This is a genomic window from Lelliottia nimipressuralis (assembly GCF_041464075.1).
GTDB lineage: Bacteria > Pseudomonadota > Gammaproteobacteria > Enterobacterales > Enterobacteriaceae > Enterobacter > Enterobacter nimipressuralis.
Map to the genome: position 1 here is coordinate 1,103,723 of NZ_CP167172.1, position 23,348 is coordinate 1,127,070.

The 23,348-nt window shown below is 54.9% G+C and carries 22 protein-coding genes and 1 other annotated feature; of the genes, 11 read left to right on the forward strand and 11 right to left on the reverse strand.

Annotated features, from left to right (window positions below):
* Positions 1 to 5: 5 nt before the first annotated feature.
* The gene (locus ACB496_RS05140) at positions 6 to 359 is read left to right on the forward strand and encodes a DUF1428 domain-containing protein (RefSeq protein ID WP_102104278.1); all 354 of its coding nucleotides are present in this window, start codon (positions 6 to 8) and stop codon (positions 357 to 359) included.
* 29 nt (positions 360 to 388) lie between these two features.
* Here ACB496_RS05140 and ACB496_RS05145 read toward each other — a convergent pair whose 3' ends face one another.
* The gene (locus tag ACB496_RS05145; RefSeq protein ID WP_107704132.1) at positions 389 to 1,948 is read right to left on the reverse strand and encodes an EAL domain-containing protein; all 1,560 of its coding nucleotides are present in this window, start codon (positions 1,946 to 1,948) and stop codon (positions 389 to 391) included.
* Between the two features lie 94 nt (positions 1,949 to 2,042).
* On the opposite strand from ACB496_RS05145, the gene ACB496_RS05150 reads away from it, so the two are divergent.
* Positions 2,043 to 2,762, forward strand: a complete 720-nt coding sequence (locus ACB496_RS05150) for a GntR family transcriptional regulator (protein ID WP_100777381.1) — start codon at positions 2,043 to 2,045, stop codon at positions 2,760 to 2,762.
* On the opposite strand, the gene ACB496_RS05155 is transcribed toward ACB496_RS05150, so the two are convergent.
* On the reverse strand, positions 2,750 to 3,949 hold the full coding sequence (locus tag ACB496_RS05155; RefSeq protein WP_371974611.1) for an enolase C-terminal domain-like protein: 1,200 nt from the start codon (positions 3,947 to 3,949) through the stop codon (positions 2,750 to 2,752). The genes ACB496_RS05150 and ACB496_RS05155 overlap by 13 nt on opposite strands.
* A gap of 278 nt (positions 3,950 to 4,227) precedes the next feature.
* Here ACB496_RS05155 and ACB496_RS05160 point away from each other — a divergent pair, with 278 nt between their 5' ends.
* From ACB496_RS05160 to ykgO, 3 genes are all read left to right on the forward strand, one after another.
* Positions 4,228 to 5,604: a PTS transporter subunit EIIC gene (locus ACB496_RS05160; protein WP_312069587.1), complete on the forward strand. Its 1,377-nt coding sequence runs from the start codon at positions 4,228 to 4,230 to the stop codon at positions 5,602 to 5,604.
* Between the two features lie 90 nt (positions 5,605 to 5,694).
* A complete protein-coding gene (locus tag ACB496_RS05165; RefSeq protein ID WP_095281030.1) occupies positions 5,695 to 5,955 on the forward strand; it encodes a type B 50S ribosomal protein L31 in 261 nt (86 codons plus the stop codon).
* 2 nt (positions 5,956 to 5,957) lie between these two features.
* A complete protein-coding gene (ykgO, locus tag ACB496_RS05170; RefSeq protein ID WP_003859006.1) occupies positions 5,958 to 6,098 on the forward strand; it encodes a type B 50S ribosomal protein L36 in 141 nt (46 codons plus the stop codon).
* Here the strand turns inward: ykgO and ACB496_RS05175 are convergent.
* Positions 6,095 to 6,805: a GNAT family N-acetyltransferase gene (locus tag ACB496_RS05175; protein ID WP_371974612.1), complete on the reverse strand. Its 711-nt coding sequence runs from the start codon at positions 6,803 to 6,805 to the stop codon at positions 6,095 to 6,097. The two genes, ykgO and ACB496_RS05175, sit on opposite strands and share 4 nt — an antisense overlap.
* A gap of 100 nt (positions 6,806 to 6,905) precedes the next feature.
* Between ACB496_RS05175 and ACB496_RS05180 the strand changes: the two genes are divergently transcribed.
* Positions 6,906 to 8,363 carry a PLP-dependent aminotransferase family protein gene (locus ACB496_RS05180; protein ID WP_371974613.1) on the forward strand — a complete coding sequence of 486 codons (1,458 nt, stop codon included), beginning with the start codon at positions 6,906 to 6,908 and terminating at the stop codon, positions 8,361 to 8,363.
* On the opposite strand, the gene ACB496_RS05185 is transcribed toward ACB496_RS05180, so the two are convergent.
* The 6 genes from ACB496_RS05185 to acrA all read right to left on the reverse strand — a co-directional run bounded on the left by ACB496_RS05185 (position 8,335) and on the right by acrA (position 15,181).
* A complete protein-coding gene (locus ACB496_RS05185; RefSeq protein ID WP_100777376.1) occupies positions 8,335 to 8,802 on the reverse strand; it encodes a YlaC family protein in 468 nt (155 codons plus the stop codon). The two genes, ACB496_RS05180 and ACB496_RS05185, sit on opposite strands and share 29 nt — an antisense overlap.
* Before the next feature lie 117 nt (positions 8,803 to 8,919).
* Complete coding sequence (maa, locus tag ACB496_RS05190) at positions 8,920 to 9,471, reverse strand: maltose O-acetyltransferase (protein ID WP_319423905.1); 552 nt, start codon at positions 9,469 to 9,471, stop codon at positions 8,920 to 8,922.
* A 215-nt stretch (positions 9,472 to 9,686) separates the two neighbouring features.
* Positions 9,687 to 9,905: an HHA domain-containing protein gene (locus tag ACB496_RS05195; protein ID WP_012016344.1), complete on the reverse strand. Its 219-nt coding sequence runs from the start codon at positions 9,903 to 9,905 to the stop codon at positions 9,687 to 9,689.
* Positions 9,906 to 9,932: 27 nt separating this feature from the next.
* Positions 9,933 to 10,307: an Hha toxicity modulator TomB gene (gene tomB / locus ACB496_RS05200; protein WP_100777374.1), complete on the reverse strand. Its 375-nt coding sequence runs from the start codon at positions 10,305 to 10,307 to the stop codon at positions 9,933 to 9,935.
* Between the two features lie 511 nt (positions 10,308 to 10,818).
* Positions 10,819 to 13,965 (reverse strand): multidrug efflux RND transporter permease subunit AcrB, encoded by a 3,147-nt coding sequence (gene acrB / locus ACB496_RS05205; RefSeq protein ID WP_100777373.1) that lies wholly within the window; start codon positions 13,963 to 13,965, stop codon positions 10,819 to 10,821.
* 22 nt (positions 13,966 to 13,987) lie between these two features.
* Positions 13,988 to 15,181 carry a multidrug efflux RND transporter periplasmic adaptor subunit AcrA gene (gene acrA / locus ACB496_RS05210; RefSeq protein ID WP_100777372.1) on the reverse strand — a complete coding sequence of 398 codons (1,194 nt, stop codon included), beginning with the start codon at positions 15,179 to 15,181 and terminating at the stop codon, positions 13,988 to 13,990.
* Between the two features lie 142 nt (positions 15,182 to 15,323).
* On the opposite strand from acrA, the gene acrR reads away from it, so the two are divergent.
* Both acrR and mscK read left to right on the forward strand, forming a co-directional pair.
* Positions 15,324 to 15,977: a multidrug efflux transporter transcriptional repressor AcrR gene (gene acrR / locus ACB496_RS05215; RefSeq protein ID WP_107704126.1), complete on the forward strand. Its 654-nt coding sequence runs from the start codon at positions 15,324 to 15,326 to the stop codon at positions 15,975 to 15,977.
* A gap of 107 nt (positions 15,978 to 16,084) precedes the next feature.
* Positions 16,085 to 19,438, forward strand: a complete 3,354-nt coding sequence (mscK, locus tag ACB496_RS05220; RefSeq protein ID WP_102104411.1) for a mechanosensitive channel MscK — start codon at positions 16,085 to 16,087, stop codon at positions 19,436 to 19,438.
* A gap of 16 nt (positions 19,439 to 19,454) precedes the next feature.
* On the opposite strand, the gene rsmS is transcribed toward mscK, so the two are convergent.
* Together rsmS and priC are read right to left on the reverse strand one after the other, a co-directional pair.
* The gene (gene rsmS, locus ACB496_RS05225; RefSeq protein ID WP_100777370.1) at positions 19,455 to 19,625 is read right to left on the reverse strand and encodes a pleiotropic regulatory protein RsmS; all 171 of its coding nucleotides are present in this window, start codon (positions 19,623 to 19,625) and stop codon (positions 19,455 to 19,457) included.
* Positions 19,626 to 19,637: 12 nt separating this feature from the next.
* Entirely contained in the window at positions 19,638 to 20,165 is a 528-nt protein-coding gene (gene priC, locus ACB496_RS05230) for a primosomal replication protein N'' (RefSeq protein ID WP_123429356.1), read from the reverse strand.
* Positions 20,166 to 20,215: 50 nt separating this feature from the next.
* On the opposite strand from priC, the gene ACB496_RS05235 reads away from it, so the two are divergent.
* From ACB496_RS05235 to dnaX, 3 genes are all read left to right on the forward strand, one after another.
* Positions 20,216 to 20,593, forward strand: a complete 378-nt coding sequence (locus tag ACB496_RS05235) for a DUF454 family protein (RefSeq protein WP_100777368.1) — start codon at positions 20,216 to 20,218, stop codon at positions 20,591 to 20,593.
* A 154-nt stretch (positions 20,594 to 20,747) separates the two neighbouring features.
* The gene (gene apt / locus ACB496_RS05240) at positions 20,748 to 21,299 is read left to right on the forward strand and encodes an adenine phosphoribosyltransferase (RefSeq protein WP_010428187.1); all 552 of its coding nucleotides are present in this window, start codon (positions 20,748 to 20,750) and stop codon (positions 21,297 to 21,299) included.
* A gap of 89 nt (positions 21,300 to 21,388) precedes the next feature.
* Complete coding sequence (dnaX, locus tag ACB496_RS05245) at positions 21,389 to 23,317, forward strand: DNA polymerase III subunit gamma/tau (RefSeq protein WP_107704124.1); 1,929 nt, start codon at positions 21,389 to 21,391, stop codon at positions 23,315 to 23,317.
* Positions 22,647 to 22,711 (forward strand) — a sequence feature (DnaX frameshifting element). It overlaps the preceding gene by 65 nt.
* Positions 23,318 to 23,348 lie beyond the last annotated feature (31 nt).

A 23,348-nucleotide genomic window follows, 5' to 3' on the forward strand; every position in this document is an offset into this window, starting at 1 on the left:
GACTCATGAAGTATGTTGATGGTTTTGTGGTCGCTGTTCCCGCGGAAAATAAGGAGGCTTATCGCGAGATGGCAGCAAAAGCGGCCCCGCTGTTTAAAGAATTTGGCGCGACACGGATCGTGGAGTGCTGGGCTGACGATGTTCCCGATGGAAAGCTCACCGATTTTCGCATGGCGGTGAAAGCGGAAGAGGGCGAAGAGGTCGTCTTTAGCTGGATTGAATATCCGTCAAAAGAGGTTCGCGATAAAGCTAACCAGCAGATGATGGCCGACCCGCGCATGAAAGAGTTCGGCGAGTCGATGCCCTTTGACGGTAAAAGGATGATCTACGGCGGATTTGCGCCGCTGCTGGATGAGTAATCCGTGCGCCCGGCGAGGCTCGCCGGGCATTACTCTGGATCGAGGTTATTCTCTGCCCACAGTATGAACTCAATTTTTGGCAAGGCCTTGCTGTACAACCAGCCCTGTCCGTACTGCACGCCGTGACGGCGCAGCCACTCAAGCTGTCCTTCTGTTTCAATCCCTTCGGCGACCATCGCCAGCTTCAGCGATTTAGCCATTTCGATAATGTGTGGCGTGACGTTTTTGTACTCCAGTGCGTCCACGAACGACTTGTCAATTTTCAGGATGTCCACGTCCAGATCCTGCAGATAGCTGAGGCTGGAGTAGCCGGTGCCAAAATCGTCGATATGAATCGGGTGGCCCGAGCGTCGGAAGCTGGCAATAGCGGGCGCGCTCACTTTGGGATCGGCAAACCCGCGCTCGGTCAGTTCAAGCGCAATTTGCTGCGGTGTGATCTGCCAGTGGTTCAGCAGGCGGCTAAGCAGGGGCGGCAATTCAGTGCAAAACAGATCGGCGGGAGAGAGGTTGATCGAAATATGCTGATCCGGATTGTGGCGCAGCCATTCGCCCATATCTTCAAACACTTTCTCGAACACCAGGCGGGTAAGTCTGGAAGTTAATCCGGTCTGTTCGGCCAGCGGAATAAAGATGTTTGGCGACAACATACTGCCGTCCGGCTGCGGCCAGCGGACCAGGGCTTCTGCGCCGGTAATCTTACCCGTATCCAGCGCCACAATGGGCTGATAATGCACCACCAGTTCGCGGGCGTTGATCGCATCCAGCAGGCGATAACGTGGCGACTGCAAACGGCGCAACATGCGCAGGATAAACGCGGCGGCCAGTAAACTGATGAGCGCACCAAACGGGAACCAGAAAAGCAGCTGCTGATGCCAGCTCGCTTTTAACGGTTTCAGGGAGGCCCAGGCGACGACGGCATAGCGCAATTCCGGTACCTCTTTGACCACATACATGAAGCCATCATGCTGCAGGCGCGTGAGATTCTGCGTATGGAGCTTTTTCCAGATCAGCGGATCCAGCGGGTTGCTGCTGGCGAACACTCGATTACTGTCCTCGCCGACCAGCGCGGCATCAATCGGCCAGGAACCAAAGGGAATAACGTCAATCAGGGATGACGGGTCAATCACCACCATGTAGTGGCCTTTTCCCAGCATCAGCATGAAACGATTAACGTCCAGATCGTTTTGCGTCGTCAGCCAGGCGCGATAGCCATCGGCGGTGGTGCGCACAGGCGCAGGAAAAGGTACGGAGTTGCTGACCTGTTCAAGCGACGAGCAGATCGGCTTTTGGTCGACGACGTACATCACTTCCTGGACGTAACGAAGGGAGAACGCCACGCGGCGCATGTCGAGGAGATGTTCGTGGCTACAGGGTGTGCTTTGCAGGGGCTGGAGCTGTTTTAAGGCGGTTTTTCCCTGGCTTACGACTTTATCTGCCCGGAGCAAGACGCGTGAGGAGTACCGGTCCAGCGCTTCGACGAAATTCTCTTCCGCCTGGCGGTGCGCCATCCAGACGCTCAGACAAATGGGGATCAGCACGGCAAAGATCAGAACACCAGTCACAAGGCTGACCAGTTGGCGAGTTGTCATGCTAGGGTTTCCTTTCTGAGCCGCTGATTTACATTACCGCTGAATAATAATCTTATAGTATGCGGCAGAGTTTGATTTCATTCAGGTAAGGCTTATGAAAAAAAAAGAGTTTGTGACGCAAGATCTGCTGAGCAAAATTTACCAGGATACGACGCCCGGACCGCGTAAGCTGTCACCGGAAAGACAGCTCGCCGAGGAGTACGGCGTGTCGCGTTTTACTATTCGCCAGGCGCTGGAAAAGCTGGTCAGCATCGGAGTGGTGCGGATTGTGCAGGGTTCGGGGATCTGGATCAACGAGCAGGCGCGCAATAACCCGCTGGTCTATAACTCGATCACGGAGAAACGCTTCGATCAGATCCGTTATCGGATGATCAGTCTGCATAAAACGCGCCCGGACCGCGCCGCGCAGCAGATTTTTGGGCTAGACGAGGAGAGTTTTATCTGGCACTTCTGCCGCCTGCGCTACGTCGATGATGCGCCGGTGCAGCTGGAGATCTCCAGCATGCCGGTGGCGGATTTTCCCGATCTTAACCAGCAGGCGATTGAGCGATCGATTCAGCAGTACGTGCTGAGCAAAGGTTTCACCATTTCCCACATGCTGACCACCTATCGCGCGGTGAGCGTCAGCCGCGAACAGGCGGTGATTCTGGGCTGCAAGAAGGGCAGCCCGGCAATGCATATTAATAATCGCGGTATTCTCGACGGAGGACGCGTGTTCGAGGTGAGCGATATTATCGACATCAACTACACCTGTACTTACGTCATCCCCTACAACCGCGACAACTTAACCTGGCGGCAAAATCAGGGTGTATGAATCGCCCCATCGGGCAGGCGGCTCTGCGTCCACTCATGCGGGCGGTAGACAACCGGATGCGCCAGGGCCTGCTCCTCGTTGAAGCCCACGCCGATTCCGGCGTTGACAGGCGGATAGACAAATCCCTCTTTTGCCACCGGTGCGCCAGGGAAGACCGCATCCGTGGTTTGCGAACGGGGAATGAACTCCTGAATCGCCGCATTATGCAGATGAATATTCAGATGGGTATTCACCGCCACGCCGATAGGCGTCATGTCGCCCGGCCCGTGCCACGCCAGACGCACGCCAAAAGCCTGACACAGATGCGCCAGTTTGATGGCCGGGGTGATCCCGCCGATCTGTGATACGTGACAGCGGATGAAGTCGATACGACGATTAACGATCAGGTCGTGCCATTCTGCCGGATTGTTAAATAATTCCCCCAACGCCAGCGGTACGCAGCTTTGCTGGCGCACCTGTTCAAGCCAGGCGCTCTGCTGCGGCGGTAAAATGTCTTCAATAAAATAGGGCTGGAACGGTTCGAGCAGTTTTGACAGTTGAACGGCCTGCTGCGGGAACAGTCGCTCGTGGACGTCGTGTAAAATGTGCAGCTTCCAGCCATATTTTTCCCGCAGCGCGCGGAACATCTCAACGGTATTCGCCATGTATTCCTGCTGATCGAACCAGGCGCCAGGCGTTGGATTATCCGGGGCGTGAAGTGCCGACGGCGTGCCGCCGTAAAAGCCAAGCTGACAGCGAATATGCCGGTAACCCTGCGCCAGCAGTGAATCCACGGAGGCGAACAGTTCTTCCAGCGTTTCGCCGCTGGCGTGGCTGTAGGCGGGGATCGCGTCGCGGGATTTGCCGCCCAGCAGTTGATAGAGCGGCATGCCTGCCAACTGGCCTTTGATGTCCCACAGCGCCATATCGACACCCGATATCGCATTGTTCATCACCGGGCCGTTACGCCAGTAGGCGTTGACGTTCATCATTTGCCACAGATCTTCGATATTGTTGGCATCGCGACCAATGAGCAGCGGTTTGAGATACTCATCTACCAGGGTTTTGACCGCCAGCGGACGCTGCTGAAAGGTGGCACAACCGTGGCCGGAGATCCCCTGGTCGGTACTGACACGTACGGTCACCAGATTATGTCGGTCCGGGCGGGTAATAAAACATTCGATATTTTTAATCATCACAGGCGTCACGAAATAACTCCTTGGGGGCTCTGTGGGAATAGGTTATGGGGAATATCATCACCCTAAAAATGTTGGCGGGTAAACCGTTTTTTTGACTATTTATTTTGGTCAGTTATTTAACGGTAAAGCAATTAAAAACCAGACCAATTTTAGATTGATGAGGGTTTTTAGGCTTTTGTTATGGCTAAGTGTGAGCGGAATCAAATTTTATTGGTTTGTTTTGTTGTGACGGTTTAATTATCCTCATGGCAACATTAAAACGACAACAACATCCGGCAGGAGTCTTTATGGGGACGCAAGAAGCCATCAATAATATTATTCGTCTGGTCGGCGGCCAGGGGAATATAAATAAAGTCTGGCACTGCATGACGCGCTTACGCTTTGATCTGATTGACGATAATAAAGTCGATCAAAACGAGATTAAAAAACTGCCTGGCGTGCTGGGCGCGCAGCTGCAGAGCGATCAGTTCCAGGTGATTATCGGACCGAAGGTGAACAGCTGGTACGAGCAAATGCTCAGCGTGCTGGGCAATAACGACACCGCGACGCCTGCGGTGACAAAAGGGCGTAAGAGCCTGGTGTCGCTGTTTATGGACACGGTGTCGGGCGTGTTTGGCCCGATCGTACCGGCGATTGCTGGGGCAGGGATGATCAAAGGTCTGCTGGCCGGGCTTATCGCCCTGAAAGTTGTTTCGGCGAAAAGCGACACGGTGATGGTGATCGATCTCATCGCCAGCGGCGTCTTTTACTTCCTGCCATTTTTCCTTGCCGTTTCGGCGGCGAAAATCTTTAAGACTAATGAATATCTGGCGGCGGCCGTTGCGGCCTGTCTGATGTATCCGTCGCTCATCGAGGCGGCGAAAGCGCTGGCCACGCATCAGGAGGGGGCGGTTAGCGCAATCTGGCTGCTGGATGTGATCCCGGTGTCGGTCTTTAACTATGCCTCCAGCGTGATCCCGGTGATTTTCTCTATTCTGGCTTTGAGCTACATCCACCGCTGGGTGGACAGCATCATGCCCGACGTGCTGAAAACGGTCTTTACCCCGACGCTGACGCTGTTCCTCGGCGCACTGGCCGCGCTGGTGGTGATCGGGCCGATTGGCATCTGGCTCGGTAAAGGACTGGCGCTGTTTATCGAAGGCTTGTTTGGCGTGTCGGCGAGTTTTGCCGGCCTGGTGGTCGGCGCGATTCGTCCGGTGGCGATCCTCACCGGCATGCACCATGCAATGACGCCAATCGCGCTGCAAAACTTCAGCGATCGTGGCTACGACATGCTGATGCCAATGATGTTTATGGCTAACATGGCGATTGCCGGGGCGACCTTTGCAATCTGGCGTATAAGCCGCGATCGGCAGGAGCGCACCGTGACCTTGTCTGCCGCCATTTCCGCTCTACTCGGGATTACGGAACCGGCGCTGTTTGGGGTACTGACGCGCTACAAAAAAGCGTTTATCGCCGCCACCGTCGCCAGTTCTCTGGCCTCAGCGTTTATCGCGTTCTTTGGCGTTCGTCTCTACGGCTACATTCTGTCGAGCATTTTCAGCCTGCCGGCCTATATCGGGCCTTACTTTATCTTTGCGCTCTCGGGCGTGGTGATAGCGCTGGTGCTGTCGTTTGTCCTGACGACCATGCTGGTGGGGAAAGAACAGGCGGAAGAAAAGTAAGCTAAACCCTCGCCTGACGGCGGGGGTTGTTTTTTGTTCGCGACTCGGATACCATTTTGTTATGTTATAACAAAACATGACGAGATGACCATGAAAGCTGATATCCATCCGTACTACCGCACCGTCGTTTTCCATGACACCAGTGCGAACGAATATTTTAAAGTAGGCTCGACCATTAAGACCGACCGCGAAATCGAACTCGACGGCGAGACGTTTCCGTACATCACCATCGAGGTGTCATCGAAATCGCACCCGTATTACACCGGTAAGCAGAAAACCTTCTCGACCGAAGGCAGCGCGGCCCGTTTCCGTCAGCGTTTTGGCGGTTTCATTAATGCGAAGCGAGGTTAATCATGCAGGTACTTAACTCGCTGCGCAGTGCAAAACAGCGCCATCCGGACTGTCAGATTGTTAAACGCAAAGGCCGCCTGTACGTAATCTGCAAATCGAATCCGCGGTTTAAAGCGGTGCAGGGACGTAAGAAAAGACGTTAGTTCTGTAGCATTCGCCAATTTTCCAGGGACTTTATCTGCTTGCCGTCGGCGCTGAAATTGTCGGCGGCAAGCCAGTTCTGAAAGGCGCGATCCCGCGTCTCCCACTCTTTATCTATGATTGAAAACCAGTCTGTATCGCGGTTGTGGCCCTTGGTCACCAGCGCCTGACGAAAACGCCCTTCATACTGAAATCCTAAGCGCAGCGCCGCGCGCCGTGATGGCTCATTGAGGCTGTTGCATTTCCACTCAACGCGACGATAGCCCAGCACCTCAAACACGTAGCGCATCAGTAAATACTGGGCTTCTGTGGACATCGGCGTGCGGCTCAGCAGGGGGGAGAAATGGACATGACCCACTTCTACCACGCCGTTTTTCGGATCGATGCGCATCAGCGCTAGCGTGCCGACGGGAGCCTGAGTCTGGTTGTCGATGACCGCGAAGTGAATCGGATCGGACAGTGCGCAGACGCTCTCGACCCACGCAGTAAACGCCACTACGTTTGCATCCGGTTCACGCAACAGCCAGGTCCAGCTGCGGGTATCTTCCGCCAGCTGGTATGCGGCGAACAGCGCGGCGGCGTGTTCCGGGCGTAGCGGCGTTAAGGTGCAATAGCATCCGTTCAGCTCTACGCGCTCTGGATGCGGTCGCGGCTGCCAGTCGATAAGCTCATCGCCCACTGGCTGACCAAACTGGTTGAATTGATTCATCTTGATTCCCGTTGGCTTAAAGAGAGCCTCAGAGTAAGAAAAATGTGGCTCTGTAAAAAGGTCCACATGAGTGTGTTATGGTGGTACCACGGAGGGCGAGATGAACATTCCTGGCGACGACTTTTACACACTCATCACCCAGGCGCTGCAACGCCGTGGGGCAGAAACACTCCAGCGCACGCTGTATCGGGCATTGCGTGAGGCGATCCTGAGCGGCAGATTGCAGGCCGACAGCCGGTTACCCGGCTCCCGTCTGATCGCCCAACAGTTAGCGATTTCGCGTAATACGGTGAACGGCGCACTGGAACAGCTGACGCTGGAAGGTTATCTGCTGCGCAACCGACAGGGCACGCGGGTGGCGCATCTCGCGCACTGTCACGCCGGGCAGTCATCGCAAGCCCTGGATATCACCCTTGCGCGCCGGGTGGCGAATCTTCCTGCGCCGACACCGCGTGGTACCCCGGTGCCCGCATTTACCCCCGGTACGCCTGCGATCAACTATTTCCCGCTGCCTCTGTGGCGTCGTCTGTACGATCGGGTTCTGCGCGAAGAGGGCAGTGCGCTGCTGGGCTATGGTTCACCGGCGGGTGAGCTTACGCTTCGTGAGGCGATTGCCCGTCATCTTGCGCTCTCGCGCGGCATCCAGTGCGACGCCAGCCAGATTGTAATCACCGAAGGGGCGCTGGAAGGCGTCAGTCTTTGTACCCAGCTGTTGAGTGAAACGGGGGATATCGCGTGGATTGAAGATCCGGGTTATGCCGGGGCGAAAAGCGTGTTTGCCAAATCGGGCCTGACGATGGTCGGTATGCCCGTCGATGAAGAGGGCATGCGTCTGGAAACCCATGAGCACACACCCAAACTGATATTCACCTCGCCGTCGCACCAGTTTCCCTACGGGAGCGTGTTAAGTATTAACCGGCGGCTGGCGCTGCTGGAGTTTGCCCGTCAGCACAATGCTTGGATTATCGAAGACGATTACGACAGCGAGTTTCGCTACAGCGGCGAACTGGTTCCGGCGATGATGGGGATGCAGGAGAACGCGCCGGTGGTATATCTCGGGACGTTCAGTAAAACGCTCTTTCCGTCGCTGCGTACCGGATTTATGGTACTCCCGAAGGCGCTAGCCCGCGCTGCGCACCCGGCCATCGGCTCGCTGCTGCGCGGTGGGCATCGCGCCGAACAGCGCACCCTGGCGTTGTTTATCGAAGAGGGGCACTACGCGCGCCATCTTGCAGCGATGCGCAGACTGTATCGCAAGCGCTACCGGCAGCTACGCGAGGCGCTGGACGCTGAATTGCACGTCACGCATCGGGTGCTGGCCGGTGAGGGGGGGATGCATCTGACGGTTGCTATTGATGGTGTGGATGATAAAGCGATTGTGCAGCAAGCAAGAGCCTTTCAGCTCGCACCGGCCGCCCTGAGCGGTTACTACCTTGATGCACAACAGGGGCAAACCGGGCTGGTGCTGGGATACGGGAATACGTCAGCGTCGCAGTTTGCGCCTGGGATCAGGCGCTTGCAGACCCTGATTACGCAGTGGCAGGGCGAGAGAGGGTAAAGACGTCGTAGAACGACAGTTCACCTTTGGTGGAGATCATTTTCTGCAGTTTCGCCTTTTGCTCGTCTTCTACCTTTGGCGAATGCAAAATATTGCTGATCAGCTCCGACGGCACATAGCGTGTGTTGTACCACTCTCCGTTATAGCAAACGCGGAAATCGAGCACATCGATATCTTCATAGCGATAGCGGGGATTAACGTCGAAAAAGAAAAAGCCGTTAAAGACGACGAAAAGCACCACCAGCAGCCAGACTGAGTCGATCAGCGTTTCTGACAGCAGCATAACGACCAGCGTCGCCAGCAGTGCGGCATACATCGCCAGGAACAGGCCAGGGTGTTTACGGATAAAGCTAATGCTAAAGCGCGGGCGATTATCGCGCTTTTCGCGGGCATTCAGATCGTCGATGGTTTCAGTAAGCAGGCGCTGTATCTCTGTCATTTATAACCTTCATGAATTTTGCAAAATACAGGGGATCTGCCCATTTTAGGGGAGCGGCGGGGGGGAAAGAAGTAACAGTTATGGGCATAAAAACCATAACAGTTACCGGTTTCTGCCTTAAAGCGTTTTGATGATCTTCGCCGGGTTACCGCCGACCACCACGTTATTCGGCACGTTTTTGGTGACCACCGCACCGGAAGCCACCACCACGTTATCGCCAATCGTGACGCCTGGGTTTATTACCGCGCGGCCACCGATCCACACATTATCACCGATGGTCACCGGTTTGCCTAATTCAGCGCCGCTGTTGCGTTCTGTGGCATCCAGGGGATGGGTGGCCGTGTAGATGTGCACGCCTGGCGCCAGCATACAGTTATCACCGATATGAATAGGGCAGACATCCAGCATCACGCAGTCGAAATTGGCGTAGAACGATTTACCGAGATAAATGTTATAGCCGTAATCGCAGCGAAAGCTTGGCTCGATATAGGCATCTTCTGCCTGGCCGAGAAGCTCCGTCAATATTGCCCGACGCTCAACTTTAGCATCGGGTTCCGTATGGTTATAACGATGAACCAGATGGCGCGCGCGCAGACGATCTGCCCGCAATGTGTCATCAGAGGGGCGGTAAAGCTCACCGGCAATCATTTTCTGTTTTTCTTCACTCATGGGAAACCTCACGGGAATGGTCCTGACGCTACAGCGTAAAGAACCTCATCGTGAAAGGGAACGTTCCCATTAAGCTGATGTGATGATAATCACAACATTGTTGCCGACGTGCACGTTTGAAACGATGGGTCTGTTTGCCACGCAGGGATCGTATATCGAAAGGTGAATTCAGCGTAAGAAGGTAATGATATAACCTCAAAACAAAGCACTAGGTATTAACGGACAAATTTCCACACAGATACTGGGATTTTGTCATACAGTTTATTCATCGTTAACTCTGCAAGGCGGTGGTCGGCTGCTGAATAAAATACAGCCAGTTCATGATCGGGAAGTTCATATTTATTCTTTTCAATAACACGCTCCAGGGTGTCGAGTGACTGGCAGCGTCGCAAGCGCATCAAATAATCTGTCTTTGTTAATGGTTTATCAGACATAAATTCACCTTAGTAATTGTAATAATTTTAACATGAATGACTGACCGGGTTAGCTCTGCTCGCGTTGATGAAACAACGGAATAGGCGGTTTCCCGATTTACGCCATTTTTGCAAATCTTGTGTGTTAATGCCGTAACTGCTGAACAACATAAAGGTGTCGTCCAGATATTCATCAATTTGCTCAATCAATTTATTATCTTCATTGTACTTAATTTTATAATTAAGTGCGAAGGTTGCTATATGCTCTATGAGTTCATTTAGCTGCAAATTGATTGCGGAGGTCGGATCATTAACCCAGCCATGGTTACTTTCATCAAGATTGGCAAGGCAGTCATGGTACAAGGATTCGCAGAGAAATTTCAACTGCGCGATATCATGCCTTTTTGGCGAGTATTCGTCCATAGCGCATCCCCTTTTGAGTGATTCTTTACTCACCCGAGCAACGCTGTCGGGATGGATACAACTAGCTTACCTTAACGGGTGCTGTTTCCTGATGTCTTTAACTATAAGCCATGCTGATCAAGATTTCACCGCGCTATTACGAAAAATTACAATTAAAACGTTAGCCGCCGTTCGTCTCTGAATCTCCCTCATTCATAGTGTCAATTTTATCTAAATCATGGCAGAAATTTTGTCGGCTACCTTAGGATTCATCATGTTAGCTAAAACTTACACCTGAAATGTGGAATCCCAAATCTTCCTCATTACCTAAAACCGCCAGGAATAATCCTAATATCTTTAGGGCAAACGAAATAATTAAATAATTGCCGTAAGGATTAACGATGACTTTAAACAACAGAAGTTCAATGCGGTGACATAAAATAAATAAACGAACAATAAGCGTAATTTATGATTTTCGTCAGATAAAGAAAAAGGCCGCAATTTGCGGCCTTTTTAGCATGTGAAACCGGTATCAGTGATGATCTACTGAGTGACTGTGTTCCACATCTTCATTCTTGCGGCTAAAGCGGCGGCGTACCACCACGAAGAACACCGGAACGAAGAAGATAGCCAGTACGGTTGCGGTAATCATCCCGCCCATTACGCCGGTACCCACGGCGTTCTGCGCGCCGGAACCCGCACCGGTACTGATAACCAGCGGCATTACCCCGAGGATAAACGCCAGGGAGGTCATCAGGATTGGACGCAGACGCATACGTACCGCTTCCAGCGTGGCCTCAACGAGACCTTTGCCCTCTTTATCCATCAGATCTTTGGCGAATTCGACGATAAGTATCGCGTTCTTCGCCGACAAGCCAATGGTTGTCAGCAGGCCCACCTGGAAGTAAACGTCGTTGGTCAGGCCACGGAATGTCGCGGCCAGCAGCGCACCGATAACACCCAGTGGTACCACCAGCATGACGGAGAACGGAATCGACCAGCTCTCGTACAACGCTGCCAGACACAAGAACACCACAATCAGCGAGATGGCGTACAGGGCAGGGGCCTGGTTGCCGGACAGACGTTCCTGATAGGACATCCCCGTCCAGTCGTAGCCGATGCCGGAAGGCAGTTTCGCCGCCAGTTCTTCCATCAGGTTCATCGCTTCACCGGTACTTCTGCCTGGTGCCGCCTGACCAAGGATTTCCATCGATGGCAAGCCGTTGTAACGCTCCAGACGCGGTGAACCGTATTCCCAACGTGAAGTCGAGAAGGCGGAGAACGGAACCATCTGACCTTCGCTGCCACGCACATACCAGTTGTTGATATCGTTCGGCAACATACGGTACTGCGCTTCAGACATCACGTACACTTTCTTCACACGACCGCGGTCGATGAAGTCGTTGACGTAGCTACCGCCCCAGGCTGCGCCCAGTGTGGTATTGATGTCGCTGATAGACACGCCCAGCGCCTGTGCTTTTTCCTGGTCGATATCGATCTTGTACTGCGGGGTATCTTCCAGGCCGTTAGGACGCACGCCGACCAGCAGATCAGGGTGTTTCGCCACTTCGCCAAACAGCTGGTTACGAGCCTGAGTCAGTTTCTCGTGACCCAAACCGCCCTGGTCGATCAGCTGGAAGTCGAAGCCGGTTGCCGTACCCAGTTCGACGATCGCTGGCAGGTTAAAGGCGAATACCATCGCATCTTTAATCTGCGAGAAGGTTCCCATCGCACGACCGGTGATCGCTTCAACTTTGTTCTCATCACCTGGACGCTCGCTCCAGTCTTTCAGAGAAACGAAGGCGATACCGGTGTTCTGACCACGACCCGCAAAGCCAAAGCCGTTAACCGCAAACACGGATTCAACGTTCGCTTTCTCTTTGGTGAGGTAGTAGTTGGTCACTTCATCCAGCACTTTCTGGGTACGTTCTTGCGATGCACCCGCCGGAAGCTGTGCCATCGTCAGGAACACGCCCTGGTCTTCATCTGGCAGGAAGGAGCTTGGCAGACGAACGAACAGGAATGCCATGCCCACGACGATAATGATATAGAGCAGCAGATAACGACCGGTACTGCGCAGAATGTTGCCTACGCTGTCGGTGTAATGGTGCGTGCTCTTATCGAACATGCGGTTAAACCAGCCGAAGAAGCCTTTATGCTCGCCGTGGCCGCCTTTCTGAACAGGTTTCAGCATGGTGGCACAGAGAGCAGGGGTCAGAATCAACGCCACGAGAACCGACAGCGCCATTGCCGAAACAATGGTGATGGAGAACTGACGGTAAATCGCACCGGTTGACCCACCAAAGAAGGCCATCGGGATAAATACCGCAGACAGAACCATCGCGATGCCGACCAACGCGCCCTGGATCTGGCCCATGGATTTACGCGTCGCTTCCTTCGGCGGCAGCCCCTCTTCGGCCATCACACGCTCGACGTTTTCGACCACCACGATGGCGTCATCCACGAGCAAGCCGATGGCGAGCACCATCCCGAACATCGTCAGGGTGTTTATCGAGAAGCCGAATATCGCCAGTATTGCAAAGGTCCCTAACAGTACGACCGGAACGGCGATGGTTGGAATCAGCGTCGCGCGGAAGTTTTGCAGGAACAGGTACATAACCAGGAACACCAGGATGATCGCTTCGACCAGCGTTTTCACCACTTCGTGAATCGAGATTTTAACGAACGGTGTGGTGTCATACGGGTAAACGATTTTCAGACCTGACGGGAAGAACGGCTCCATTTTTGCCAGTTCAGCACGGATCGCGGTCGCGGTATCCAGGGCGTTCGCACCGGTCGCCAGTTTAATCCCCAGACCGGAAGCCGGCTGGCCGTTAAACTTCGCCACGATGTCGTAGTTTTCACCGCCCAGCTCAACCTTCGCAACGTCGCGCAGGCGAACCTGAGAACCATCCTGATTGACCTTCAGCAGAATTTTGCTGAATTCATCGGCGGAGGTCAGACGGGTCTGCGCGATGATAGAGGCGTTCAGCTGCTGCCCTTTCACCGGCGGTGTCCCACCTAACTGACCGGCTGCAACCTGGGCGTTCTGCGCTTTAATCGCACTAATCACGTCGACAGGGGTCAGCTGGAAGTTGTTCAGTTTGTTCGGGTCCATCCAGATACGCATCGCGTACTGGGAACCAAACAGCTGAACGTCACCCACACCTGAAGTACGACTGATGGCGTCCTTCATGTTGGCGCCCACGTAGTCGGAAATATCCTCCTGCGTCATGGTGCCATTGGTGTTGATAACGCCGACAACCATCAGGAAGCTACTGGAGGATTTCTCCACGCTTACACCCTGCTGCTGGACTTCTTGCGGCAGTAACGGCATCGCCAGCTGCAGTTTGTTCTGCACCTGAACCTGCGCGATATCCGCATCCGTACCAGACTCGAAGGTCAGCGTGATCTGAACCGTACCGGTTGAGTCACTGTTGGAGGACATGTACATCAGGTTATCGATACCGTTCATGTTCTGTTCGATAACCTGAGTCACGGTGTCCTGCACCGTTTTTGCATCAGCCCCAGGATAGGTCGCGGTGATCGAAACTGCTGGCGGCGCAATCGTTGGATATTGCGCTACGGGCAGCTTCAGGATCGCCAGTCCCCCTGCAAGCATGATGATGATGGCGATCACCCACGCAAATATGGGGCGATCGATAAAGAAATTAGGCATGTCTTAACGGCTCCTGTTTAAGTTAAGACTTGGTTTGTTCTGACTGGCCACCGGCTGCGGCTTGTTGTTTATCGTCAGATTTGACTTCCTGCGCTTTCACCTGCGCGCCAGGACGTACTTTTTGCAAACCAGTGACAATCACGCGATCGCCATCTTTCAAACCGTCCGTCACCAGCCATTTGTCGCCAATCGCCTGCGTTGCAGTGATTTGACGCGTTTCGACTTTGTCATCCGCACCTACAACCAGCGCGCTGGCATCACCGCGTGGCGTACGTGTTACGCCCTGCTGTGGCACCAGAAGTGCGGTTGGGTTGGTGCCTTCTTCAAGACGGGCACGCACGAACATACCTGGCAACAGCGTGTGGTCAGGGTTCGGGAAGATAGCGCGTAAGGTGATAGAACCGGTGGTTTGATCGACGGTCACGTCAGAGAATTCCAGCGCGCCAGCCTGTGGGAATTTGATGCCATCGCTGGTCACCAGCTCCACTTTTGCTTTGCCGTTTTCTTGCTTCAGCGCACCGCTTGCCAGCTCTTGTTTCAGACGCAGGAAATCGTTGCTGGACTGCGTAACATCAACATAGATCGGATCAAGCTGCTGCACGGTAGCCAACGCAGTGGCCTGACCGTTCTGTACCAGCGCACCTTCGGTGACAGCTGATTTACCAATGCGACCGCTGATAGGGGAGGTCACTTTGGTGTACGCCAGGTTAATGCGTGCCGTTTCAACAGCGGCTTTTGCAGCGAGTACCGCAGCGTTAGCCTGTTGAGAATCGGCCAGCGCCGTGTCGTAATCCTGTTGGCTGATGTACTGCGTGCCGAGCAGCTTTTTATAACGGTTCAGGGTCACCTGAGAAATTTTGGCTGCCGCTTCGGCTTTCGCCAGGTCACCTTTCGCACTGTCGTACGAGGCCTGATAGGTTGCCGGATCAATCTGATACAGAGAAACACCCGCTTTGATATCACTACCCTCGGTGAAGTTACGTTTCAGGATAATGCCGCTAACCTGAGGACGAACTTCCGCAACGCGGTAAGCGCTTGTACGGCCTGGTAATTCTGTGGTGATTTGAAGAGGTTCAGTTTTCAGCGTAACGACACCTACTTCTGGCATCTGCTGTGCTCCTTGTTGAGCCTGTTTCTCATCACATCCTGTAAGCGCTAAGCCGCCTGAGAGCATCAGAACGATCGCCAGAGGCGTTAACCCTCTGTTTTTGTTCATATGTAAACCTCGAGTGTCCGATTTCAAATTGATCAATGGATCAAAAGTCCGCAAACCCATTGCTGCGTTTATATTATCGTCGTGCTATGGTACATACATTCATAAATGTATGTAAATCTGACTCCTGTAAATTCATTGACGTATGGCACGAAAAACCAAACAACAAGCGCTTGAGACACGTCAACACATCCTGGATGTGGCATTACGTCTGTTTTCGCAGCAGGGGGTTTCTTCAACCTCTCTGGCGCAGATTGCTCAGGCCGCTGGCGTCACACGGGGAGCGATTTACTGGCATTTCAAAAATAAGTCAGATTTATTCAGTGAAATTTGGGAGTTATCAGAATCCAGTATTACCGATCTTGAGACTGAGTATCGGGCAAAATTCCCTGACGATCCACTCTCAGTTCTGAGAGAAATTCTGGTCCATGTCCTTGAGGCGACGGTCATTGAAGAAAGACGCCGCCTGATGATGGAAATCATCTTCCATAAATGTGAGTTTGTCGGTGAAATGGCCGTAGTGCAACAGGCGCAGAGAAGCCTGTGTCTGGAGAGCTACGATCGCATCGAATATACTCTGAATCAATGCATTCAGGCGAATATGCTGCCGGAAAATTTACTGACCCGCCGCACCGCCATCCTGATGCGCAGCTATATCTCCGGGCTGATGGAAAACTGGCTGTTTGCCCCGCAGTCCTTTGACCTGAAACAAGAAGCACGCAGCTACGTCGCCATTTTGCTGGAGATGTGCCAGTTCTGCCCGACGCTGCGGATGGAGCCGGGCGCGCTGCCAGCCTGATCGGCACCAGGAATTCTCCTGGAGGATTGCCTTCGCGCTATTCTGCTTTCACCTGCCGTGATATCCTTCGCACCAGACTATTCCCGGTCATTTCTGACATCAAATTCATCACTATGCTGCACTACACTCGCTCGCAAAACCCTGTTTTTGTCCTGATCTTCGCCGTGCTTTTTTTCTTCACTACGGCTTCTGCCGTTTACGCTCGCGCTGAGAATAACAGCGACGGACCGACGCGTGCGGATGTTCAGTCTCAGCTCGATACGCTGAACAAACAAAAAGAGCTGACCCCGCAGGAAAAACTGATTCAGGCCGATCTGACCGAGACGCTCGAAACCCTTGATAAAATTGAGCGCGTCAAAACCGAAACCGCCCAGCTGCGTCAGAAAGTGGCTGAAGCGCCGGAAAAAATGCGACAGGCGACCGCCGCGCTGAATGCCCTGAGCGACGTCGATAACGACGACGAAACCCGCAAAACCCTGGCCACGCTCTCGTTGCGCCAGCTTGAATCCCGCATGACTCAGGTGCTCGATGACCTGCAGACCGGGCAGAGCGATCTCGCCACTTACAACAGCCAACTGGTCTCGCTGCAAACCCAGCCGGAGCGCGTGCAGAATGCCATGTACTCGGCCTCTCAGCAGCTCCAGCAGATCCGCAACCGCCTGAATGGCACCACGCTCGGCGAGGGAGCGCTGCGCCCGACTCAGCAAACGTTGCTGCTGGCCCAGCAGACCCTGCTCAATGCGCAAATAGACCAGCAGCGCAAAAGCCTCGAAGGCAATACCATTTTGCAGGATACGCTGCAAAAGCAACGGGATTATGTCACCGCCAATATTAATCGTCTGGAACATCAGCTCCAGCTCCTGCAGGAAGCGGTCAACAGTAAGCGCCTGACGCTAACCGAAAAAACCGCGCAGGAAGCCGTCTCTCCGGATGAAACTACCCGCATCCAGAACAACCCGCTGGTGAAGCAGGAGCTGGATGTGAACCATCAGCTCAGCCAGCGCCTGATTCAGGCTACCGAAAGCGGTAACTCGCTGGTTCAGCAAAATATCAAAGTGAAGAACTGGCTGGATCGCGCCCTGCAGGCCGAACGCAATATTAAAGAACAGATTGCGGTGCTCAAGGGCAGCCTGCTGTTATCGCGCATTCTGTATCAGCAACAACAGACGCTGCCCTCCGCCGACGAGCTGGAAGACATGACCAACCGCATCGCGGATTTGCGTCTGGAGCAGTTTGAAATCAACCAGCAGCGTGATGCGCTTTTCCAGAGCGATGCGTTTGTCGCCAAAGTGGAAGAGGGCCATACCAGCGAAGTGAACGATGAAGTGCACGACGCCCTGCTGCAGGTGGTGGATATGCGCCGCGAGCTACTCGACCAGCTCAACAAACAGTTGGGCAACCAGCTGATGATGGCGATTAACCTGCAAATCAACCAGCAGCAGTTGGTGAGCGTGTCGAAAAGCCTGAAAGAGATCCTCACCCAGCAAATCTTCTGGGTTAACAGCAACAAACCGATGGACTGGGACTGGCTGAAGTCCTTCCCGGAGGCGCTGAAATCCCAGATCAAGAGCATGAAAATCACCGTGAACTGGGAGAAAGCCTGGCCTGCGGTGATGATTGCCTTCCTGGCCGGGCTGCCGCTGCTGCTGATTGCGGGGCTGATCCGCTGGCGTCTGGGCTGGCTCAAAAAATATCAGGCGAAGCTCGCCCATGAAGTGGGGCAACTGCGCAACGACAGCCAGCTCCATACGCCAAAAGCGATTCTCATCGATCTGATCCGCGCCCTGCCGGTGTGCCTGTTTATTCTGGCGGCGGGGCTGATTCTGCTGACGATGCAGCTCAACATCAGCGATCTGCTGTGGGCGTTCAGTAAAAAACTGGCGCTGTTCTGGCTGGTGTTTGGCCTGTGCTGGAAAGTGCTGGAAAAAGACGGGGTGGCGGTGCGTCACTTCTCAATGCCGGAACAGCTCACCAGCCACTGGCGTCGCCAGATTGTGCGCGTGAGTCTGGCGCTGTTGCCGCTGCACTTCTGGTCCGTCGTGGCTGAACTTTCCCCGCTGCATCTGATGGATGACGTGCTGGGTCAGCTGGCGATTTTCCTCAACCTGCTGCTGATCGCCGTGCTGATGTGGCCAATGTGCCGCGACAGCTGGCGCGATAAAGAGTCGCATAATATTCGCCTGATCACCGTCACGGTGCTGGCGATTATTCCGCTGGCGCTGATGGTGCTCACCGCGACGGGCTATTTCTACACCACACTGCGCCTGTCGGGCCGCTGGATTGAAACCGTCTACCTGGTGATCCTCTGGAACCTGCTCTATCAGACGGTGCTGCGGGGGCTGAGCGTCGCGGCGCGCCGTATTGCCTATCGCCGTGCGCTGGCGCGTCGTCAGAATATGGTGAAGGAGGGCGCAGAAGGAGCGGAGCCACAGGAAGAGCCGACTATCGCGCTGGAGCAGGTCAACCAGCAGACGCTGCGCATCACCATGCTGGTGATGGTGGCCCTGTTTGGCGTCATATTCTGGGCGATCTGGTCTGATTTAATCACCGTGTTTGCCTATCTCGACAGCATTACGCTGTGGCAATACAACGGCACCGAAGCCGGTGCGGCGGTGATGAAAAGCGTGACCATGGGCAGCCTGCTGTTCGCGCTGGTCTCATCGGTGGTGGCCTGGGCATTAATTCGCAACTTACCTGGGCTGCTGGAAGTGCTGGTGCTGTCGCGCCTGAACATGCGCCAGGGTTCGTCTTACGCCATCACCACTATTCTCAACTATGTGATTCTGGTGGTCGGGGCGATGACCGTCTTCGGCTCGCTGGGCGTCTCATGGGATAAACTGCAGTGGCTGGCTGCCGCTCTGTCGGTCGGTCTGGGCTTTGGTTTGCAGGAGATCTTCGGTAACTTCGTCTCCGGTCTGATCATTCTGTTCGAACGCCCGGTGCGTATCGGCGATACGGTCACCATTGGCACGTTCTCCGGGACGGTCAGCAAGATCCGCATCCGCGCGACGACAATTACCGACTTCGATCGCAAAGAGGTGATCATCCCGAACAAAGCCTTCGTCACGGAACGTCTGATCAACTGGTCGCTCTCCGACACCATCACCCGCGTAGTGATCCGCCTCGGCGTGGCGTACGGATCGGATCTGGATAAAGTGAAAGAGGTGCTGCTGCGGGCCGCAACGGAACATCCGAAGGTGATGCACGATCCCGCGCCGTCCGTCTTCTTTACCACCTTCGGGGCGAGCACTCTGGATCACGAGCTGCGTTTATACGTGCGAGAGCTGCGCGATCGCAGCTATGCGGTGGACGAACTGAACCGCACCATCGATCGCCTGTGCCGTGAAAACGACATTAATATCGCCTTCAACCAGCTTGAAGTGCATCTGCGCAATGAGAAGGGCGACGAGCATACGGAAGTGAAGCGCGAGATGAAAGGCGACGATCCAACACCAGCCTAATCGAACGCCTTCTTCTTCAAGGAAGAGGGTCAGGGTGAGGGCGGTCGTCCCTCACTTTCCCTTCGAAATCGCGCCGCACAATCTCGAGTGCTTTCAGCACCGTCTCTGCCGGAAGATCATGATTTTCCAGCAGCATAATCAGATCGACGGCCAGCTTGACTTCGTCGGGGGCGTTTTCAAGTGACATGTTCAGCTCCATTTAGCGGGTCATACGCGCAATTACGCGCTCTATCTCATCCAGCGCCTGACGGCAGCGGGTGAGTCGTCCTTCCAGGGCGGAAATTTCCCGCATCAAACGCTGCTGCTCTTCCAGGGTTTCGCTCCCTTTCAGCTGCTGTTCGCGTTCGTTTTTCATCGCATAGAGACGACGTTCAAAATCCTGATGCTCCAGCCGCTTGCGCTGCCATTTTGCCGCGCCAGGCGAGGGCGTGTCCCACGCGCGAAGCGGCCACGCGGTCATCTCCCGGTGCAGGGCAGTTATCTGTTCCACCAGATGGTCAGCCAGCCACGCCACCTGCTCGCGTTGCTGGCTCTCCACGGCGTGACGCAGCTCATCGAGATTATGTTGGGCTTCATCGAGATAATCTTTTATCAACGTACTGCGTGTACGAAACAGCTGCCGGTCAAAGCGTGGTTTCAGCGTCGCGTGCTGCAGCAGCGGTGATGCCTGCGCGCGCAGAGCAATCAGCTGATTTTGCAGCGTCTCTAAAAGCAAGGCTGTTTTCAATACGCTCTCCAGTGGTAAAGTAGCCGTTCAGTTTGATAACGATTCGCATTATGAAGCGTACTATTTTAATCATCATTGGCTGGCTTGCGGTAGTGCTGGGTACGCTTGGCGTGGTTTTGCCGCTGCTGCCCACGACGCCCTTTATTCTGCTGGCGGCCTGGTGTTTTGCCCGCTCGTCGCCGCGCTTTCACCAGTGGCTGCTCTATCGCTCGTGGTTTGGCGGCTATCTGCGCCACTGGCAACAATACCGGGCGATGCCGCCTGGCGCAAAGCCTCGCGCAATTGCGGTGATCCTCGTGACCTTCGCCATTTCATTATGGCTGGTGAAGATGATGTGGGTGCGAATCCTGCTGCTGGTGATCCTCTCCTGTCTGCTTTTCTTTATGTGGCGAATCCCCGTCGTTGATGAAAAGCAACAAAAGCACTGAAGTGCAATGATGGCTGTTGCAATTATCCCGCGCAGCCAGTAAATTCGACCGTTTTCGAGCACAGGTGCGCCTGGTCAAAAGTTAATCACTTGTTACTTTGACCATCATGTTATGCGCGCCGTGAGTAACACCGTTTTTAACCAGGCATACATTTATGACCGCGACTGCGCAGCAGCTTGAATTTCTGAAAAACAGCATCAAAAGCATCCAGGACTATCCAAAACCTGGCATTCTTTTCCGTGATGTCACCAGCTTGCTGGAAGACCCGAAAGCGTACGCACTCAGCATTGAACTGCTGGTTGAGCGTTATAAAAACGCCGGGATCACCAAAGTAGTAGGGACGGAAGCGCGTGGCTTCCTGTTCGGCGCACCGGTTGCGCTGGCAATGGGCGTGGGCTTTGTGCCGGTTCGTAAACCGCGCAAACTGCCGCGTGAAACCATTGCCGAGAGCTATGAGCTGGAGTACGGCACCGATCAGCTGGAAATTCACGTGGATGCGATCAAGCCGGGTGACAAAGTGCTGGTGGTGGACGATCTGCTGGCCACTGGCGGCACGATCGAAGCGACCGTGAAGCTGATCCGTCGTCTGGGTGGCGAAGTGACCGATGCGGCCTTCATCATCAATCTGTTCGATCTCGGCGGCGAACAGCGCCTGGAAAAACAGGGTATCACCAGCTACAGCCTGGTCCCTTTCCCGGGTCATTAATCCCTCATCCCGCAGCCTCGCCCAATGGGTGAGGTTGTGTTAGCATTACCCCCCTGAATATCCACCTTCCAGCGTTGCAGAGCCTGCCCATGAGTTATCAGGTGTTAGCCCGAAAGTGGCGACCCCAAACCTTCGCTGACGTCGTCGGCCAGGAACATGTGCTGACCGCCCTCGCGAACGGTTTATCGCTAGGACGCATCCATCACGCGTATCTTTTCTCCGGCACGCGCGGCGTCGGTAAAACCTCTATTGCCCGTTTGCTGGCAAAAGGCCTCAACTGCGAAACCGGGATCACCGCCACACCCTGTGGTGTGTGTGATAACTGCCGGGAGATCGAGCAGGGGCGTTTTGTCGATCTCATCGAAATCGATGCCGCGTCGCGCACCAAGGTCGAAGATACCCGCGATCTGCTGGATAACGTGCAGTACGCGCCGGCGCGTGGTCGCTTCAAGGTCTATCTGATCGATGAAGTCCACATGCTGTCGCGCCACAGTTTTAACGCCCTGCTGAAAACGCTGGAAGAGCCGCCATCGCACGTTAAATTCCTGCTGGCGACGACCGATCCGCAAAAACTGCCGGTCACGATCCTGTCGCGCTGTCTGCAGTTCCATCTGAAGGCGCTCGACGTCGATCAGATCCGCGCGCAGCTCGAGCACATTCTCGATGAAGAGAAGATCACTCACGAACCGCGTGCGCTGCAACTGCTGGCCCGCGCGGCGGATGGCAGTCTGCGTGACGCATTAAGTCTGACCGATCAGGCGATTGCCAGCGGCGATGGCCAGCTCTCGACCGAGGCGGTGAGCACCATGCTCGGCACCCTCGACGACGATCAGGCCCTGTCGCTGATTGAAGCCATCATCGAAGCCAACGGTGAACGCGCCATGTCTCTGGTGAACGTCGCGGCCTCTCGCGGCGTGGAGTGGGAAGCACTGCTGGTCGAAATGCTGGCGCTGCTGCATCGCGTGGCGATGCTGCAACTTTCCCCGTCGGCGATCGGCGCGGACATGGCGACGATTGAACAGCGAATGCGTGAGCTTGCGCGCACGGTTCCACCGGCTGACGTACAGCTTTACTACCAGACGTTACTGATTGGCCGCAAAGAGCTGCCGTTCGCACCGGACCGCCGCATGGGCGTCGAAATGACGCTGCTGCGTGCGCTGGCGTTCCATCCGCGAATGCCGTTGCCCGAGCCTGAAGTGCCGCGACAATCCTACGCCCCCGTCGCACCGACGGCGGTGATGACGCCGCCACCGATGCCGCAGCATGCAGCGCCACCGCCTGGGCCGGACGTTCCGCTGCCGGATGCCACCAGTTCGGTGCTCGCCGCGCGCAGTCAGCTACAGCGTGCGCAGGGAGCAACCAAACCAAAAAAGAGTGAACCGGCAGCGCCAGGAAGAGCGCGGCCGGTTAACAACGCCGCACTCGAACGACTGGCATCGGTAACGGAGCGCGTCCAGTCGCGCCCGTCACCGTCGGCGCTCGAACAAAAAGCCCCGGCGAAGAAAGAGGCTTACCGCTGGAAAGCGACGACCATCACCGAAGAGGTAAAGGTAGAAGTCGCCACGCCAAAAGCGCTGAAGAAAGCGCTGGAGCATGATAAAACGCCGGAGCTTTCCGCGAAGCTTGCGGCGGAATCCCTTGAGCGTGACGCCTGGGCCGCAGAGGTCAGCCAGTTAAAGCTGCCGAAACTGGTCGAGCAGGTCGCGCTCAACGCCTGGAAAGAGCAGGACGGAAATCACATCCGTCTGCATCTGCGTCCGGGCCAGCGTCATCTCAATTCCGCCAGCGCACAACAGGTGCTGGCGGAGGCGCTCTCCACATTACAGGGCGCGCCGGTTGAATTGACTATCATTGAAGATGATAATCCGGCGATGCGCACGCCGCTGGAGTGGCGTCAGGCAATTTATGAAGAGAAGCTCGCGCAGGCGCGCGAGTCGATTATTGCGGATAACAACATCCAGACCCTGCGCCGTTTCTTCGACGCCGATCTGGATGAAGAGAGTATCCGTCCCATTTGACCGTGAGTCAGACTCCCGGTCGTTGTCCTTA